Genomic DNA, 17,486 nt, shown 5'->3' with positions numbered 1-17,486 from the left:
TTAGCCTTAAACATTAAGGGAATACAGTGTTTGTGTCACAAATTGTTGACAGCTTGTAAGCTTTATAATCATCAACAAATAAAATCACGGTTTTCCTTTATTTTTTAAGGCTTGAAATAAGAATAAACACATTAATCAATAAATGATGCTGCAGAGTGAGCAAAAACTGTCAACTCACCCTGCCAATGCGATTGTTTTACGCTTTTTCTTTTTTGCTGGGAATGACATTTTTTAACTGGCCAATTAACTGATGGCGAAAATCGGCTAAACGTAGCTTGTTTTCTATCCAAGGTAGTGGTCGACATAATTCCATCGCCTTAATACCTAAACGCGCAGTTAACAAGCCTGCTCCAATACCTTGTGCTGCTCGTGTTGATAACCGTGCGGTAATGTCTTGAGATAGCCAATCCATCCCCACTTCACGAATTAATTCAGACGCTCCCGCAAAGGCAATATTAATGAGCACCATGCGAAATAGCCGAATTCGGCTATAGTAACCGAGTTCAATACCATAGATTGCCGCGATCCGATTAATTAGACGAATATTTCGCCAAGCAATAAATGCCATATCCACCAGTGCTAGCGGGCTCACCGCAATCATGATGGCCGATTCTGCGGAACAACGACTAATTTCTTTACGAGCTTGTTCATCAAGGATAGGCTGAACCATTCGACTATACAATTCAACAACTTCCCTATCATTATGAGAGTCATGAAGAGTGGCTTGCCAATTAGCAATTGCAGGATGTTGCATCGATAACGCAGATTGTTTAGCCAGTTTTTCACAAAAAGCCTTTCCTTGCCCCATACCATGACTGTGCAATAATTCGCGAGCAAAGTCCCGTTCCTCCGCACGTTCTCTCAGGCGATACAACCGCCGCCATTCGCCAACAACAGACCCAACACCCGCCACAACGATTAAACCGCCCGCGGCAGCGACACCTAACGCAGTCCAATCTTGTGTTACCCATGATTGGTGGATCCAAACGCCGAGCTGAGCAACGACACTGACCCCAAAAATTCCCGCAGCCGCGCCAACTAATTTACGCCAAAAACTCCGTTTTGGTTTTAACGCTTCGTTAATCAGGCTTTCAACCTCACCTTCTTGGTTGTCCTGCTCTGTTTCCAAAGACACTGGTGTAAATTTTTCAAGTTCACGTTCATCAAAAACTTGGGCTTTTTTTAGCGATTCTTTCGTCTTATTTTCACTATGTTCAGCAAAATCTAAACGCTGTTTTAAGGGTTCATTCATTTCAGTTTATCTCCCAACAAAAATTCAAGCGCACTGTCCATACGAATGTGTGGCAATGGTTGATCCATTGGCGTTGGCCTTGGTCTGAAATCTTCAAATTGAAAACCTTGAGTTTGCCAGAATTGTTCATTCGGCAAGCGTTTTGGCACTTCCCCTGGGTAAAACATTAACGGTTGACCATCACTTAGCCGATTCCCTTTTAACGCAGGTAATTTTTCACCTTTATAGTCTACCAGACCACTTTCGGTAGCTTGTATTGATGCTAGACCCACACAATCCATGCTGATCCCCTCAAACGCAGCATGCTGCCATGCCTCTTGCACTAGCTGTTGCAACAAAGCCACTAAATTTGCATGTTGGTCTGGTGTTACGTGATCTGACTTACTTGCGGCAAAGAGTAATTTATCAATACAAGGTGAAAATAAACGCCTCAGTAGTGTGCGCTTTCCATAATGAAAACTACGCATTAATTGCGTTAATGCCATTCTCATATCATTAAAAGCATCAACACCACTATTTAGCGGTTGTAAGCAATCAACTAACACAATTTGTCGGTCAAAACGTTGGAAATAATCACGATAAAAGCCCTTTACAACATGCTCACAATAATATTGATAACGTTGCTGTAGTGCGCCAATATTGGTGTTTTTACCTGCCTGTGCGAACTTTTTGTCGCCATATTTGGCCACATTCGGCCATGGGAAAAATTGCAGAGCCGGCGCTCCTGCTAATTCAGCGGGTAAAACGAAACGTCCCGGTTGAATAAAGTGCTGCCCTTGGGCCTTGCATTCCACTAAATACTGAGTGTAGGCAGCGGCAATTTCAGCAAGCAAATTTTCATCAACTGGCGCTAAAGGGTCACATTTTTCACACAATGCCAGCCAAGGTTGGGCTAAATGTGCGCGTTCCCCCTTGATTAAGGTATTCATTTGTTCAGACCACGCTAAATAATTTAAATCTAGCATGGGTAAATCCAACAACCATTCACCGGGGTAATCGACAATCTCTAAATATAATGATGAGTTATCAACAAAATGACGCAAAAAAGAGTCTTCTGAGCGGTAATGTAATTTAAGGCGTATTTCACTGACTCCCCTTGTTGGTGTTGGCCATTGCGGGGGCTCCCCATAAAGAGAAGCAATACCTTCATCATACGCAAAACGTGGTACTGACAAATCACGGTGAGGTATCCGTTTAACACCTAGTAACCGCTTATCTCGCGCAGCAGAAAATAAAGGCAGCCGTGCCCCGGCATTCACATTCAATAGTTGATTCACCAGTGAAGTAATAAATGCGGTTTTTCCACTACGGCTAAGCCCTGTTACTGCGAGCCTAACATGACGATCAACACTTCTATTCATCAAATCCGTTAATTCACTGTGCAGTCGTTTCATGCTCCTCCCAAGACTTATCCTTTCAATTTAAACCCATTTTACGTCATATTGCGTACTATAATTTAGCATAAAACAAATTGTATTAGGTTAACCGTTTAATTAGTACATTGAGCAACCATTTACTCGTCAATAATTTAATGATTTTACCTACGACTCCGGCTGGGCCATATGTCATAAGTAATACCGCAGCGATTCGAATACTTTTTTGTAGAATAAGTTTCTTTACAAATTTTTTGATTCGATAACGAACGTTATTTGCCATATGTCACTCACTTATTGATAAAAAACAAAAGGGATTTGGTTTTGAAACCTAATCCCTTATCATGTGATGGCGATACGATTTGCTATAGATTTCGAAATTTACTGTTCACTGTATAAGTATCTGAAGTAACGTATCTTTCAATCTGGCGTAACTTCATTTCACCGGATTTTAATTGTGTATCAATTTGGTTAATAAGACTACTCACTTCTGGGCCAATATCTTTCTGTGAACGGTAGCCACTTGGTGCCGCTTCGACAACAAAGCACATCACGATGTACAAAATCAAAGTAATACCAAAGCTTACAAATAAGGCTAATACGGCTAATGCTCTGACCAAAGCAACCGGAAGTTCTAAGTACTCAGCAATACCCGAACACACACCACCGAACACACGTCTATCCGTTAAACGATAAAGTTTGCGGTTGCGAAATTGAGTCATTATTTTTGCCTCCAATTTGGGTGTTCTGCATCCAAAATATCTTCAAGCGTTTTAATGCGTTGCTGCATCTGTGATGCTTGCTCTGCTAATTGCATCAAACGTTGTACTTCATTTTCAGTTAGCTGACTCCCCTGCCCATTATTTTTTTTGCTGTAATGTAGCCACAGCCAAATAGGCAGAATAAAAATGAGAAAAATAATTAATACGAGAGACAGAAAAACGTAGCCCATCACATATCCTTATACATATGGTTAACCTATCTATGGCACTGATACGATATTGCTAACGTACCAGTGCATCAAAATAACTGTTACTGATCTTTATTGATTTTAGCTTTAAGCGCCGCTAATTGCGCGCTTATTTCATCGTCTGCTTTTAACTCTGCAAACTGTTGTTCCAGTGATTTTTGTTTACCAATACCATAACTTTGAGCTTCACCTTCCATATGGTCTATACGGCGCTCAAACTGTTCAAAACGAGCCATTGCTTCATCCAGTTTGCCGCTATCCAGTTGGCGACGAACATTACGACTAGATTGTGCTGCTTCCATACGAACAACCATTGATTGCTGTTTCGCACGCGTTTCTTGCAGTTTGTTTTCTAATTCAGTGATTTCACCTTTTAAACGGGTCAAGGTTTCATCAACAATAATCAGCTCGTGTTTTAAGGTATCAACCATTGCACTCACTTTTTGCTTTTCAATCAGTGCTGCACGCGCTAAATCTTCTTTATCTTTCACCAGTGCTAATTCTGCTTTTTCTTGCCAATCAGCAACTTGTTTTTCGCCCATTTCAATACGGCGCTCTAAGCCTTTCTTTTCAGCTAAAGTGCGTGCTGATGTAGAACGGATTTCAACTAGCATGTCTTCCATTTCTTGAATCATCAGACGGATCATTTTTTGCGGATCTTCTGCTTTGTCTAACAAAGAAGCGATGTTTGCATTAATGATATCGGCAAAACGTGAAAAAATACCCATTATTTATATCCCCTTGATGGATTTAATCATTCTGTAGCGCCTCGACCTGATTTGGCTTCCAACCCATACCTGACGCTCCGTTAGTCAAACAACAAATAGCATGTTGTATTTAGCTATTACAATTCACATATTGCAACTCACGTGCCAACTTTAAACAAAAATTCATATCACAATGATTTTAAATAAAATAATTATAAACTTTCTCTAAAATTCATTTTAGTTTATAGTTAAAACATCGGTATTTCCAACCAACTATTGGTAAAAAAAACCATGAAAGAAACCAACGAACCTATTCTTGGCGTTTCAAGTAATTTTCTCGATGTACTCGAACAAGCTTCTGAACTTGCTCAGCTCAATAAACCTGTTTTGGTTATCGGCGAACGCGGTACGGGTAAAGAACTTATTGCAGATAGACTTCATTACCTCTCCCCACGCTGGCAAGAAGCTTTTATCTCTCTCAATTGCAGTGGACTCAATGAGAATTTACTGGATTCTGAATTATTTGGACATGAAGCCGGTTCTTTTACAGGTGCCCAAAAACGCCATCAAGGGCGTTTTGAACGAGCAGACAAAGGCTCTCTTTTTCTTGACGAGCTCGCTACCGCACCGATGTCCGTTCAAGAAAAATTGCTGCGAGTCATTGAATATGGTGAACTTGAACGAGTCGGTGGAAGCCAAGCATTACACGTCGATGTTCGTTTAATCTGTGCTACAAATGCCAATTTACCTGAACTTGCCAAACAGGGCCGTTTTCGAGCTGACCTCTTAGATAGGCTGGCTTTTGATGTTATTCGCCTCCCCCCACTGCGTGAACGGCAGCCTGATATCTTATTATTAGCAGAACATTTTGCCATTTTAATGTGTGGTGAATTAAAACGTTCACACTTTACAGGTTTTACATTACATGCCCAACAAGCTCTGCAACACTACCCATGGCCAGGTAATGTACGCGAATTAAAAAATGTTATTGAGCGCTCAATATACCGCCATGGAAACTGTGCTGATCCCGTTGATAATATTATTTTTGACCCATTTGGCGAAAAACTTGCTGAGCTACATGAATCACCAAGTTCACTCCCCATGCCACATACCCAACAACAGAATACAATTTTGCCTTCATTACCATGTGATTTACGTCAATGGCAACAACAATCCGAAAAAGCGCTATTAGAACAAGCACTAACAGATAGTCATTTTAATCAACGTAAAGCTGCACAACGGTTATCATTAAGTTATGACCAACTACGAGGCTTAATAAAAAAACATCAAATAAACATTGAGAATTAATAATACGTAGTTCAAATAATTTGAATTTATTGTTTGAACTACTGTATTATACTTAAACATCAAAAATTCAGGATTAAAGAATTTGGGTTATTACTTATTACTAAACATTTCCAATTTTATATTTTGGTTTCAAAAATCATTTATTCATCTCACTAAAAAAAACATATTTTCAATAGGGAAAATCAAAACAAAAATATTCAATATAAATAAATTTATAAGCAAAAACAACAAGTAAGACAATATCACCTTTTCCAAAAACATACAGAATTTAAATAAAAATAATTATATCTAGTAACTTATACTAATTAGTATGCATAAATAATGATTTATTTTAGCACATTTAGTTAATTATATAATCATAACTATGTTTATTTTAATCATGTTAATGTCAACCAATTAAATTATTTTTACACCTTGTCATATTTAACTACTGTGCGAAATATATTTATATGATATCTCTATTAATATGATATTTATTATATGAGGAGCCTATTATGAAGAATATAAATATACTTGCTATGACCTTTTTTCTTCTCGGCTTATCTCCTACAGTCAGCGCAGAATCATTAATGAGAACATTCTCTTACTGTGATGCGACTTTTTTCGAGAAAATGAAAGAGTATCCCGCTTTAAATGATGCATCTAATGCATTGAAAAACATGAAATTAGATGATGGTGAACAAGTTTCTGTTAATCTCAATTTTTCACCTACTGGAATTGTGACTTTTAATCGTTTTTTTGTTAGTCATAGTAATTTCGATAAATATGATGACTTCACCTATTTAGGCTTACGTGGCCAATACTATTTTTGGGGATTTGAAACCACTCAAAGCTTTGAAGAGGTTATCCGTTATACTTCATCAAGAATTGCTATTCTAAAGGTGGGAAATACTTATATCTACTCACCCATGATCCGCCACAATTTGCAAGGCCAATGGGTGTTTAACGAATACGCAACGCAAGACTATAACTTGGCCCCAAATGCAGCTGAAAAAATGCTGATTATTGAAAAGGATGAACAAAGAGGAGTGGTTCGTTTCTTATGTACACTCCAAGGTAAAGTGACCGATGAAGACCTACACTATGTGGGTTTAGAGTAATAACGAGAAATGAAGCTAAACGACCTTGTTGATACAAAAAAAAAAGCCAGCACCCAAGCTGGCTATTAAATAAAACACTGGAAGCAATGTGAGCAATGTCATGCCTTGTCTACATAAGCACTTGGCTTAAGTGACAAAACGAATGATAATCGTTATCAGTGTCATTTGTAAAGCTTTTTAATGAGATATTTTCTCATTAAGACATACTTCAATGATTAATTTAATAATTTAAGTTAAGCATTATATTAATAACTTCCTTTTTAGCTTAATTTTCATGCTTTTTGGGGCTAAATTTTGCTTATACCCTGTCCCCCCATTTTTAGGCTACAATAGGTCAATTCTAGTTAACGATGTCAGTGGTATGCGCCTATTAACTCTTTGGTTTTTATTTCTCATTTCTGTGTCTGCACAAGCGCTTAATAACCAAGAGCGCTTTACCGATATTGTGGCTAACGAGGTTCCTGCAGATATACGCCAAAAAGGTTTTATTTACTGTGTAAATGGGATCGTAACGACATTTAATCCACAACTAGTCAGTAGCGGGTTAATTGTCGACCCTCTCGGTGCTCAAATTTATGATCGCCTATTAGATGTTGATCCATTTACCTATCGTTTGGTTCCAGAACTGGCTGCTAGCTGGGAAGTTCTCGATAACGGCGCAACCTACCGCTTATACCTGCGTAAAGATGTAAAGTTTCAAAACACAGCTTGGTATACACCAACGCGCAATATGAATGCTGATGATGTCGTGTTTAGCTTTTCTCGCATGTTTGAGGTAAACCATCCTTATCATTATATCAATGGGGGACGTTACCCTTATTTCGATAGTTTACAATTTGCCAATAGTGTCCAAAGTATACGTAAAATTAATAACCATACGGTGGAGTTCCGCTTAAATTCACCTGATGCGTCTTTTTTATGGCACCTAGCAACACACTATGCTCCTGTCCTTTCATCCGAGTACGCTGATTACCTTTCAAGTATCAATCGCCAAGAGCTAATTGATTGGCGACCTGTGGGTACGGGGCCATTTCATTTAGATGACTACCAAGCCGGGCAATTCGTTAGACTTCTCAGAAATGACAATTACTGGAAGGGTTTACCGCGTATGGAAGAAGTGGTTGTTGATATGGGGGCCGGAGGAACTGGTCGCATTTCGAAATTACTCACCGGGGAATGTGATGTTTTAGCCTACCCTGCAGCAAGCCAATTAAAAGTATTACGAGATGACCCACGTTTGCGGATTTCTATGCGTTCTGGGATGAATATTGCCTATCTCGCATTTAATACCAGTAAACCACCATTAGATAAACTAAAAGTACGTCAAGCAATTGCTTATGCAATTAATAATGAACGTCTAATGCAATCAATTTATTACGGTACAGCAGAAACAGCTGCATCTATTTTACCTAGAGCCTCATGGGCTTATGATAATCAAGCAAAGATCACTGACTATAACCCCGAACGTTCCAAAAAAATGCTCAAAGAGATGGGGTTAGAAAATCTAAAACTGGATTTATGGGTGCCGATCGCTTCGCAATCATATAACCCTAGCCCACTAAAAATGGCTGAGCTTATCCAAGCAGACTTGGCACAGGTTGGTATTGTTATGAATATCCGTTCTGTTGAAGGCCGCTTCCAAGAAAACCAATTAATGGATAGAACCCATGATATGACATTAGCAGGTTGGACAACTGACAGTAATGACCCTGACAGTTTTTTCCGCCCGCTACTAAGCTGTGCGGCGATTGGTTCCCAAACCAATTTAAGCCATTGGTGTAACCCCGCTTTTGATGAAATCTTACATAAGGCACTATTGACACAGCAATTAGCCGCACGTATAGATTATTACCATCAGGCACAGCAAATTTTAGGGGAAGATTTACCTGTCTTACCCCTTGCCTACTCTTTACGTTTACAGGCCTATCGCTATGATATAAAAGGGCTAATGATCAGTGCGTTTGGTAATACCTCATTTGCCGGTGTGTATCGGGAAATGGAACAGGCTGAAAAAGTTTCTCCGAAAAAACAGAGGCAGCAACCATGATAATTTATTCACTGCGTCGTTTTTTGCTTTTATTAGTCACGGTATTCTTTCTATCACTAGTCAGCTTTAGCTTAAGCTATTTTACGCCTAATGCACCACTGAGTGGCGCATCACTTATCGATGCCTATATTTTTTATTTTGAAGGCTTACTTCATTTTGATTTTGGCGTTTCAAGTATTAACGGGGAACCCATCACCGAACAATTAAAAGACACATTCCCTGCCACCATGGAGTTATGCATTTTAGCGTTTATTTTTGCTTTAACGACAGGTATTCCACTTGGGATTATCGCTGCTTTTTGGCGTAATAAACCAGCTGATATTGCTATCAGTGTTTTTGCTTTATTAGGATTTTCTGTCCCTGTATTTGTACTCGCACTCGTTTTAACCCTCTTTTTCTCATTACATTTAGGGTGGCTACCTGTATCGGGTCGAATTGACCTATTATACAATTTAAAAACAGTAACTGGCTTTGCCTTGGTAGATGCATGGCTTTCGGATTCACCCTATCGTAAAGATATGATCATCAATGTACTTGAACACATGGTGTTACCGGTTCTGACTTTGGCACTCGCACCAACAACCGAGGTTATTCGGTTGGTACGTAATAGCACCGAAGAAGTCGCCAGTGAAAATTATATCAAAGCAGCCGCTATTCGAGGATTGTCACGAATTAAAATCATCCGCCGCCATATTTTTCATAATGCTATCCCCCCCATTATTCCTAAGCTTGGGCTACAGTTTTCTACTATGCTGACACTGACCATGGTAACTGAACTCGTTTTTAACTGGCCAGGGCTTGGCCGTTGGTTAGTTACTGCTATCCGCCAAGAAGATTACTCCGCAATATCCGCTGGCGTGATGCTAATTGGCGCACTAGTGATTACTGTAAATGTGTTGTCTGATATTTTAGGCGCCATGATGGACCCATTAAAACATAAGGATTGGTATGTCCTCAGATAATTTTTATCGTGAACAAAAAATGCCATCCCCAACACGAGTGGTATGGAATATCTTCTCATCAGATGTGGTTTCTATGGTGGGATTTTTTGGTGTGTTAGTTTTATTAATTTTATGCTTTGTTGGCTCTTATCTAGCACCTTATGCACTAGACCAACAATTTTTAGGTTACCAATTAACACCACCGTCTTGGTCACATTATGGTGATGTTGCCTTCTTCTTTGGGACTGACGACCTTGGCCGCGATATTCTGAGTCGGCTATTAATTGGCACTAAATCAACGTTTGGTGCAGCTATTTTAGTCACACTGATTGCAACACTAATTGGATTAGTTCTCGGCTGCCTAGCGGGAATGACTCGCGGGTTAAAATCTGCAGTTTTTAACCATATACTCGATACCTTGCTATCAATTCCATCCTTATTACTCGCTATTATTGTCGTCGCTTTTATGGGAGCTAGTTTAGAAAATGCGATGCTCGCTATTTGCCTTGCATTAATTCCGCGAATGGTAAGAACCATCTATGTTGCTGTACATGATGAGTTAGATAAAGAATACATCGTTGCCGCACGCCTAGATGGCGCTTCAAACATTTTTATTTTATGGTATACCGTACTGCCAAACATTACTCCTATTCTCGTCACTGAACTAACTCGGGCACTTTCAATTGCCATTTTAGATATTGCCGCTTTAGGTTTTCTTGATTTAGGTGCACAACTTCCATCTTCTGAATGGGGTGCCATGCTAGGAGATACTTTAGAGCTTATCTACGTTGCTCCCTGGACGGTTATCTTACCCGGTGTTGCTATCATGATAAGCGTGCTTTTTGTTAACCTTTTAGGTGATGGGCTACACCGTGCCATCAATGCGGGAGTTGAATAATGCCACTACTAGACATCCGCAATTTAACTATCGAATTTATGACTGCCAATGGCCCAGTCAAAGCTGTTGATCGCGTATCAATGACATTATCTGAAGGGGAAATTCGAGGTTTAGTCGGCGAATCAGGTTCCGGTAAAAGCCTTATTGCAAAAGCTATCTGTGGCGTAACGAAAGACAACATTCGTGTGAAAGCCGACCGTTTTCGCTTTCAAGACATTGACTTACTAAAACTCAGCCCACGTAAACGTCGTAAGTTAATTGGTCATAATATCTCCATGATATTTCAAGAACCACAATCTTGTCTCGATCCAGCCGCTGATATAGGCAAACAGCTTATCCAATCGATTCCTGGATGGACATATAAAGGCCGCTGGTGGCAACGTTTTAATTGGCGTAAACGCCGTGCAATAGAACTGTTACACCGTGTGGGGATAAAAGATCATAAAGATATCATGCGCAGTTACCCTTATGAACTCACCGATGGTGAATGTCAAAAAGTCATGATAGCGATTGCGATAGCTAACCAACCACGGTTATTAATCGCCGACGAACCCACCAATGCGATGGAGTCTACCACTCAAGCACAAATTTTCCGTTTACTGGATAAATTAAATCAAAACAATAATATGGGAATTTTGCTCATTAGCCATGATATGGAAATGATGTCAAAACTTGTTGACCGCATCAACGTACTCTATTGTGGGCAAACGGTTGAGAGCGCAACACCAGAAGATATCCTACAGCGACCACGCCACCCTTATACCCAAGCGTTAATCCGTTCAATCCCAGATTTTGAAAGCCCTCTTCCCCATAAAGGGCGGTTAAATACGTTACCCGGTGCAATTCCTTCTCTTGAACATTTGCCGATTGGTTGCCGTCTTGGCCCCCGTTGCCCTTATGCACAACGTACTTGCATCAATGCGCCTCAACTGCGCAATATTAAAGGCCACCTCGTTGCTTGCCATTATCCGCTAAACACCGAGGAACAATCTTAAATGGAAACCTTACTTGAAGTCCGTAATCTCACCAAAACTTTCCGTTTTCGTGAGGGCCTATTTCATCGGCACGAATTGCAAGCTGTTAAGCCTGTTAGCTTTAACTTACAGGCAGGCCAAACATTAGCCATTATTGGTGCCAATGGCTCAGGAAAATCAACTCTTGCGCGAATGTTATCCGGCGTTGTAGAACCCACCAGCGGCGATATTTTTATACACGGACAACCACTTAATTTTGGTGATTATAGCTACCGTTGCCAGCGTATTCGTATGATTTTTCAAGATCCAAGTACGTCCCTAAATCCAAGGCAGCGTATTGGTCAAACGCTTGAACTCCCTTTAAAATTAAACACTGACTTAACTGGCATAGAACGTGAAAGGCGCATTATTCAAACGCTTCGCCAAGTCGGGTTACTTGCTGACCACGCTGAATATTACCCACATATGTTAGCATCGGGGCAAAAACAACGTATTGCACTGGCAAGAGCGCTTATTCTACAACCCGAAATTATCATTGCTGATGAAGCACTAGCTTCGTTAGACATGTCCATGCGGTCACAGATCATCAACTTAATGTTAGATTTGCAAGCAAAACAAGATATTGCATTTATCTATGTTACCCAGCACTTAGGGATGATGAAACACGTCAGCGATAAAATGCTTGTGATGGATAAAGGTGAAGTTGTCGAACGTGGTAATACAGCAGAAGTTTTAGCCGCCCCTCTTCATGACGTTACCCGACGACTAATTGAAAGCCACTTTGGTGAGCCTCTGTCAATAGATGCCTGGCGACAAGACTTATAATGGCTTTTCCATTGTCTGTGATGAATTTTACTCACAGACAATGAACTAAACTCGTTATTTAGCGTGATATCGTGACATTAGCCTTAATATGTTTAAGGTGAACGACTATCGTAAATGTGACAATCACCAATAGTGACCATGCTCCCCATTTGCCTGCATGTACCATTGACCAAGCTCCAATCTGGTTTGGATATTGCCAAACACCAAAAAATGTCCCAAAATTCTCAGCCAACCAAATAAAAAAGCCAATTAGCATAAATGCGAGCAATAATGGCATTTTTCGTTCTTTATCTAGCGGAGTATAAAAAACCACACTACGGGCATACAACCCCATAATAAATGCAGCTAAATACCAGCGATAATCATCAATATAATGATGACTAAAGAAATTAATATAAATAGCTAATGCAACTAATGTTGCCATCCAATAGGGTGGATAGTGTTCAATTCTTACTTTAAAAAATCGCCAAGATTGAATGATATAGCTCCCTACAGCGGCATACATAAATCCAGTAAATAAAGGAACTCCCCAAAGCTTAGTGTAAGCTTCATCTGGATATTGCCATGATCCAATCGTTGCTGACGTTTTAAACAACTCCATCATAAAACCAACTAAATGGAAAACACAAATAGCCTTTAACTCATCCCAGGTTTCCAGTTTTGACCACACTAACAAGGCTTGAAAGGCAACTGCAAAAATCAATAACAAGTCATAGCGAGGGATGCCAATTAGCCCTTTAGCTGGTACCAAAAATAGCGCCAGAAAGAAAAAACCAGCGAATAAACAAGAACGAGCATTAATTAAACCGAAAAACCAAAACTCTAATAGAAAACGTTTAATGCCATGGCTATTATTCGGTTGATGTGCCATTAAAATTTGGTCTAATTTCCCTAACACATTCAATTTTTGACACAAACTGGTCATTTATTTACTCACCTAATTTTTTATTATTTTGTATGTTTTCTTTCATAAGACAAGGCGAGGAGTTTAACAAAATAGTTATCCCCTACATAAGGTAACTATCTTAGATTTATGCATTTTTATTTTTTATAGTTTTAAGCGCTGGGTTTACACTACCTATTAATATTAACGATACTTTCCATCCGATTTTAGGTTTTATTTTTTAACTCGCACCTGATGGCAATTCGTTAACAAAAAGTAATGATATACTTAAATGATATGTGTTTATTTGCTATATGAATGCCAATCCAACAATTTAGGAGTTTTATGATGAAATTATATTACGCTCCCGGTGCTTGCTCACTTTCTCCCCATATCATTCTGCGTGAAACTGGTTTAGATTTCAGTATTGAGCGAGTGAATATAAAAGAAAAAAAGACTGAGAAAGGTGAAGACTTTTTAGCAATAAACCCAAAAGGACAGGTACCAACCTTAGTGCTAGATAATGGCGAACAACTCACTGAAGGTGCTGTTATTGTTCAATATATTGCGGATCAAAAACCGGATCGTAACCTGATCGCACTTCCAGGTTCGATGAAGCGTTATCACCAACTAGAAGCCTTGAATTTTATTTCAACAGAGCTACATAAAACGTTCTCACCTTTATTCACTCCAGGGACACCAGAAGAGTATAAAGATACTGTCCGTAAGGTATTGTTTAATAAGTTTGAGTATGTTGATAGCGTGCTCGCTAAACAAGCTTTCTTTGCTGGAGATACTTTTAGTGTCGCTGATGCCTATTTATTTACGGTTAGTAATTGGGCAAAACACGTTGGGCTTGATTTGACTAGCTTAAACCACCTGCAAGATTACAGTGCTAAAATAGCTAAACGCCCTAATGTTCAAGACGCATTAAAAGCGGAAGGCCTAATCTAATCTGTAAAATAGCGCTCTTTCAGTAGAGCGCTATCTTTGATAATACAAATCAATTTAATCTAATTGTGTTGCACAGAAATTATGTTTTGGGTTAACCATTTTGTCTTGAGCAGCAACGAGTTGTAATTCGTATTCTTCCATTTCTTTGGTTTTTATCATCACTTCATATACCGCAGCTGCGACGTGCTCTAATCCCTTATCTAAAGGCTCACCTTTCAATAAGTTAACCAACATTAAACCACTGGTCAAATCACCAACACCAACAGGTTGTTTTTCACCAAAATCAACTAATGGACGACTAACATGCCAGCTATGTTCCGCAGTAACCAAAATCATCTCAAAACGATCAGCACGATATCCCGCACGATTTAAATGCTTAACAAGCACTATTTTAGGGCCTTTGTGGCACAATTCACGGGCAGCTTGCGCGGCCTCGTCGACATTTTTAATGGTTCTACCCGTTAAGGTTTCTAGTTCTAGTAAATTTGGTGCGATGACATCACTAGCAGCCAGTGCGCGCTCACAAAGGAATTCAGCAACCCCAGGAGCAACAATGCAACCCTTCTCAGGATGCCCCATGACTGGATCACAAAAATACAGGGCTCGGGGGTTTGCTGCTTTTACTCTTTGCACGATAGCAAGAATATCATTCCCTTGCTCTGCAGACCCAATATAGCCACTTAATACAGCATCACAAATTTCTAATTTATGGATTTTAGCTAAACCATCAACGATATCGGTTAAGTGCTGCGCTGGAAAGACACTTCCAGTCCATTGTGAGTACTGTGTATGATTCGAAAATTGTACGGTATTGAGTGGCCACACATCTACGCCCATTCGGCACATAGGAAATGCAGCAGCACTGTTTCCTGCATGGCCGAAAACAACATGGGATTGAATTGATAATACGCTTTTCATTGAGAACCCAAAAAATTGTTATGTCGAATGAAGAGAAATCAGTGATTACCCATTGCAAATATGAATACACTCCAAATAATCCAAGTCATATATAGGTGACATAAGAAAATAAGCCGAGGACATACATCAGTATGCAATTCAGAGAGCCTAGCGAAGTCAACACCAATACAGTTTGAATTATGACGAGTATAGCCCGGAAGATTCCGGGCTGATATTACAAAGGTTAGTCAGAGCTATTTCCAATTAATTAAACAGTCGTTTTTCTTACCGCGACGGATCAATGTATAACGCCCAAACAGGCGGTCTGCATCAGAGAAGACATACATTGGCTCAGTTTGTTTCTGGCCATTAATAGATACCGCGTTAGAACTAATTGCCGTTCTTGCTTGCCCACGAGAAGGCGTTAACTCTGAATCTACTAAAGCTTGCTGTAAATCAGCACCTGCTTCTAAGGTAATACAAGGAATACCATCTTGAGCTAATTGTTCAAAATCAGCTTCAGTTAAATCAGATACTGCACCAGAGAATAAGCTTTCAGTAATACGTTTTGCAGCAGCAAGCCCTTCTTCACCATGTACCAGTTTAGTGACTAATTCTGCCAATACATATTGAGCCCGAGGCGCTTTTCCGCTGTTTTTATCTTCTTCTTCCAGTGCATTAATTTCATCTATTTCCATAAATGTGAAGAATTTTAAGAAGCGATAAACATCGGCATCTGCAGTGTTGATCCAGAACTGGTAGAATTTATATTGACTAGTTTTCTTGGAGTCTAACCAAACTGCACCACCCTCAGTTTTACCGAATTTAGTACCGTCTGCTTTGGTAATCAAAGGTACCGTCATGCCAAATACTTGGTTTTGGTGTAGACGGCGAGTTAAATCGATACCAGAAGTGATGTTACCCCATTGGTCAGAACCACCAATTTGCAGTTCCACACCCATCTCTTTGTTCAAATTTGCAAAGTCATAACCTTGTAAAAGGTTATAAGCAAACTCAGTAAAAGAGATACCAACGTCATCACGATTTAAGCGTTGCTTAACAGACTCACGGTTAATCATTTGGTTAACAGAAAAGTGCTTACCAATATCACGCAAGAAAGTCAGTACATCCATTTTGCCAAACCAATCATAGTTGTTAGCAAGGCGTGCACTGTTATCACCGCAATCAAAACTTAGAAATGGTGAAACTTGGTTACGAATTTTCTCTACCCACTCTTGAACGGTTTCTGTGGTGTTTAATTTACGTTCAGTAGCTTTAAAGCTCGGATCTCCAATAAGGCCCGTTGCGCCACCGACCAACGCCACAGGCTTGTGCCCGGCTAGTTGGAATCGTTTTAAACACAGCAAAGGAACCAGATGTCCCAAATGCAAGCTATCAGCGGTAGGATCGAAGCCACAATAGAGAGAGATAGGGCCCTGCGCCAGTCTCTCTGCTAACGCATCCTCATCCGTTACCTGGGCAACGAGGCCCCGCTCTTGCAATTGTTTAATCAGGTTATTGCTAGACATCAATGACTCCATCAGTTGTATTTTGTCTATCTATATTGGTTTAAATGACCAGTAAGTTTGAGAGGTTTGTCAAAAACTCACCAGTGTAATTTGTCAGTTTTCTTAAATGAAGCTATAGCATAAAGCGCATATCAATTAAGTGCCAGCTAAAAAACATGATCCTAAGGGGCTAATCTGTCAATTTTCCAGCCACTCTCTTCTCGCTGGTATAAAAAACGGTCATGCAAACGGTGGGCACCACCTTGCCAAAATTCAACACTATCAAATACCACTCGATATCCCCCCCAAAAACTGGGTAGTGGGACGTCACCATTCTTAAACTTTTGTTTTAGCTCTAAGAATTTCCCTTCTAAAATACCACGCGCAGAAATTTTAGAAGATTGCGCTGATGCCCATGCTGCAATTTGGCTATCTTTTGGCCGACTATGAAAATATTTAATTACTTCAATAGGGTTTAAACGTTCGGCAACGCCTATGAAATTAACTTGGCGCTCTAATGGATACCATGGAAAATGCAGGCTAATTTTATTGTTTTTTTCTAAATGCTGCGCTTTTCGGCTACCTAAATTGGTATAAAATACAAGGCCTTTATCATCAAAATGTTTTAATAGTACGATACGCTGGTAGGGTTGCCCGGTTTCATCCACCGTAGCAACACACATGGCTGTTGGATCACTCAAACGAGCTTCACATGCCTGCTTCATCCATAGTTCGAAAAGGGTCAATGGGTTTGGTGTTAAATCATGGCGTCTTAACCCACCTTTTGTGTATTCTCGACGTACTGCTGCGAGATCAATCTCACCTAGTTCGTTCATTTTTGCATCCTTA

18 protein-coding genes are annotated in these 17,486 nt (G+C 39.8%); 8 read left to right on the top strand and 10 right to left on the bottom strand.

Annotation, left to right across the window (positions count from 1 at the left end):
- Positions 1 to 196: 196 nt before the first annotated feature.
- The 6 genes from PR683_RS02945 to pspA form a co-directional block, all read right to left on the bottom strand.
- A complete protein-coding gene (locus tag PR683_RS02945) occupies positions 197 to 1,252 on the bottom strand; it encodes a YcjF family protein (RefSeq protein ID WP_272581666.1) in 1,056 nt (351 codons plus the stop codon).
- Entirely contained in the window at positions 1,249 to 2,646 is a 1,398-nt protein-coding gene (locus tag PR683_RS02940; protein WP_196718504.1) for a YcjX family protein, read from the bottom strand. The genes PR683_RS02945 and PR683_RS02940 overlap by 4 nt, the downstream gene beginning before the upstream one ends.
- 82 nt (positions 2,647 to 2,728) lie before the next feature.
- Positions 2,729 to 2,908, bottom strand: a complete 180-nt coding sequence (locus PR683_RS02935) for a hypothetical protein (RefSeq protein ID WP_109911275.1) — start codon at positions 2,906 to 2,908, stop codon at positions 2,729 to 2,731.
- Positions 2,909 to 2,990: 82 nt separating this feature from the next.
- Positions 2,991 to 3,347, bottom strand: a complete 357-nt coding sequence (pspC, locus tag PR683_RS02930; protein ID WP_109911274.1) for an envelope stress response membrane protein PspC — start codon at positions 3,345 to 3,347, stop codon at positions 2,991 to 2,993.
- Positions 3,347 to 3,577 carry an envelope stress response membrane protein PspB gene (gene pspB, locus PR683_RS02925; RefSeq protein ID WP_004910474.1) on the bottom strand — a complete coding sequence of 77 codons (231 nt, stop codon included), beginning with the start codon at positions 3,575 to 3,577 and terminating at the stop codon, positions 3,347 to 3,349. The genes pspC and pspB overlap by 1 nt, the downstream gene beginning before the upstream one ends.
- Positions 3,578 to 3,657: 80 nt before the next feature.
- On the bottom strand, positions 3,658 to 4,323 hold the full coding sequence (pspA, locus tag PR683_RS02920; RefSeq protein ID WP_164528911.1) for a phage shock protein PspA: 666 nt from the start codon (positions 4,321 to 4,323) through the stop codon (positions 3,658 to 3,660).
- A gap of 270 nt (positions 4,324 to 4,593) precedes the next feature.
- Here pspA and pspF point away from each other — a divergent pair, with 270 nt between their 5' ends.
- The 7 genes from pspF to sapF all read left to right on the top strand — a co-directional run bounded on the left by pspF (position 4,594) and on the right by sapF (position 12,395).
- Positions 4,594 to 5,610, top strand: coding sequence for a phage shock protein operon transcriptional activator (gene pspF / locus PR683_RS02915; RefSeq protein ID WP_164528912.1), 1,017 nt, complete (start codon positions 4,594 to 4,596; stop codon positions 5,608 to 5,610).
- A 494-nt stretch (positions 5,611 to 6,104) separates the two neighbouring features.
- Entirely contained in the window at positions 6,105 to 6,710 is a 606-nt protein-coding gene (locus PR683_RS02910) for a hypothetical protein (RefSeq protein ID WP_004910472.1), read from the top strand.
- A gap of 361 nt (positions 6,711 to 7,071) precedes the next feature.
- Positions 7,072 to 8,757 (top strand): ABC transporter substrate-binding protein SapA, encoded by a 1,686-nt coding sequence (gene sapA / locus PR683_RS02905; RefSeq protein ID WP_042851809.1) that lies wholly within the window; start codon positions 7,072 to 7,074, stop codon positions 8,755 to 8,757.
- Positions 8,754 to 9,719 (top strand): putrescine export ABC transporter permease SapB, encoded by a 966-nt coding sequence (sapB, locus tag PR683_RS02900; protein ID WP_004910469.1) that lies wholly within the window; start codon positions 8,754 to 8,756, stop codon positions 9,717 to 9,719. The genes sapA and sapB overlap by 4 nt, the downstream gene beginning before the upstream one ends.
- Positions 9,706 to 10,596, top strand: coding sequence for a putrescine export ABC transporter permease SapC (sapC, locus tag PR683_RS02895; RefSeq protein WP_004910466.1), 891 nt, complete (start codon positions 9,706 to 9,708; stop codon positions 10,594 to 10,596). The genes sapB and sapC overlap by 14 nt, the downstream gene beginning before the upstream one ends.
- Positions 10,596 to 11,591: a putrescine export ABC transporter ATP-binding protein SapD gene (sapD, locus tag PR683_RS02890; RefSeq protein ID WP_004910464.1), complete on the top strand. Its 996-nt coding sequence runs from the start codon at positions 10,596 to 10,598 to the stop codon at positions 11,589 to 11,591. Before sapC ends, sapD begins: the two co-directional genes overlap by 1 nt.
- Positions 11,592 to 12,395, top strand: a complete 804-nt coding sequence (gene sapF / locus PR683_RS02885) for a putrescine export ABC transporter ATP-binding protein SapF (RefSeq protein WP_004910462.1) — start codon at positions 11,592 to 11,594, stop codon at positions 12,393 to 12,395.
- Positions 12,396 to 12,453: 58 nt separating this feature from the next.
- Here sapF and PR683_RS02880 read toward each other — a convergent pair whose 3' ends face one another.
- A complete protein-coding gene (locus tag PR683_RS02880) occupies positions 12,454 to 13,320 on the bottom strand; it encodes a DUF817 domain-containing protein (RefSeq protein WP_042851575.1) in 867 nt (288 codons plus the stop codon).
- Between the two features lie 306 nt (positions 13,321 to 13,626).
- Here PR683_RS02880 and gstA point away from each other — a divergent pair, with 306 nt between their 5' ends.
- Positions 13,627 to 14,232 (top strand): glutathione transferase GstA, encoded by a 606-nt coding sequence (gene gstA, locus PR683_RS02875; RefSeq protein ID WP_004910457.1) that lies wholly within the window; start codon positions 13,627 to 13,629, stop codon positions 14,230 to 14,232.
- A gap of 54 nt (positions 14,233 to 14,286) precedes the next feature.
- Here gstA and pdxY read toward each other — a convergent pair whose 3' ends face one another.
- The 3 genes from pdxY to pdxH form a co-directional block, all read right to left on the bottom strand.
- Entirely contained in the window at positions 14,287 to 15,150 is an 864-nt protein-coding gene (gene pdxY / locus PR683_RS02870) for a pyridoxal kinase PdxY (RefSeq protein ID WP_164528913.1), read from the bottom strand.
- A 233-nt stretch (positions 15,151 to 15,383) separates the two neighbouring features.
- Positions 15,384 to 16,658, bottom strand: a complete 1,275-nt coding sequence (gene tyrS, locus PR683_RS02865; RefSeq protein WP_109911271.1) for a tyrosine--tRNA ligase — start codon at positions 16,656 to 16,658, stop codon at positions 15,384 to 15,386.
- Positions 16,659 to 16,819: 161 nt separating this feature from the next.
- Positions 16,820 to 17,473, bottom strand: coding sequence for a pyridoxamine 5'-phosphate oxidase (gene pdxH / locus PR683_RS02860; RefSeq protein WP_004910451.1), 654 nt, complete (start codon positions 17,471 to 17,473; stop codon positions 16,820 to 16,822).
- Between the last annotated feature and the right edge of the window lie 13 nt (positions 17,474 to 17,486).

Origin of the sequence: Providencia sp. PROV269 (assembly GCF_028477785.1) — a bacterium.
Taxonomy (GTDB): Bacteria; Pseudomonadota; Gammaproteobacteria; order Enterobacterales; family Enterobacteriaceae; genus Providencia; species Providencia rettgeri.
This window is presented reverse-complemented; position numbering and strand designations above follow the sequence as displayed.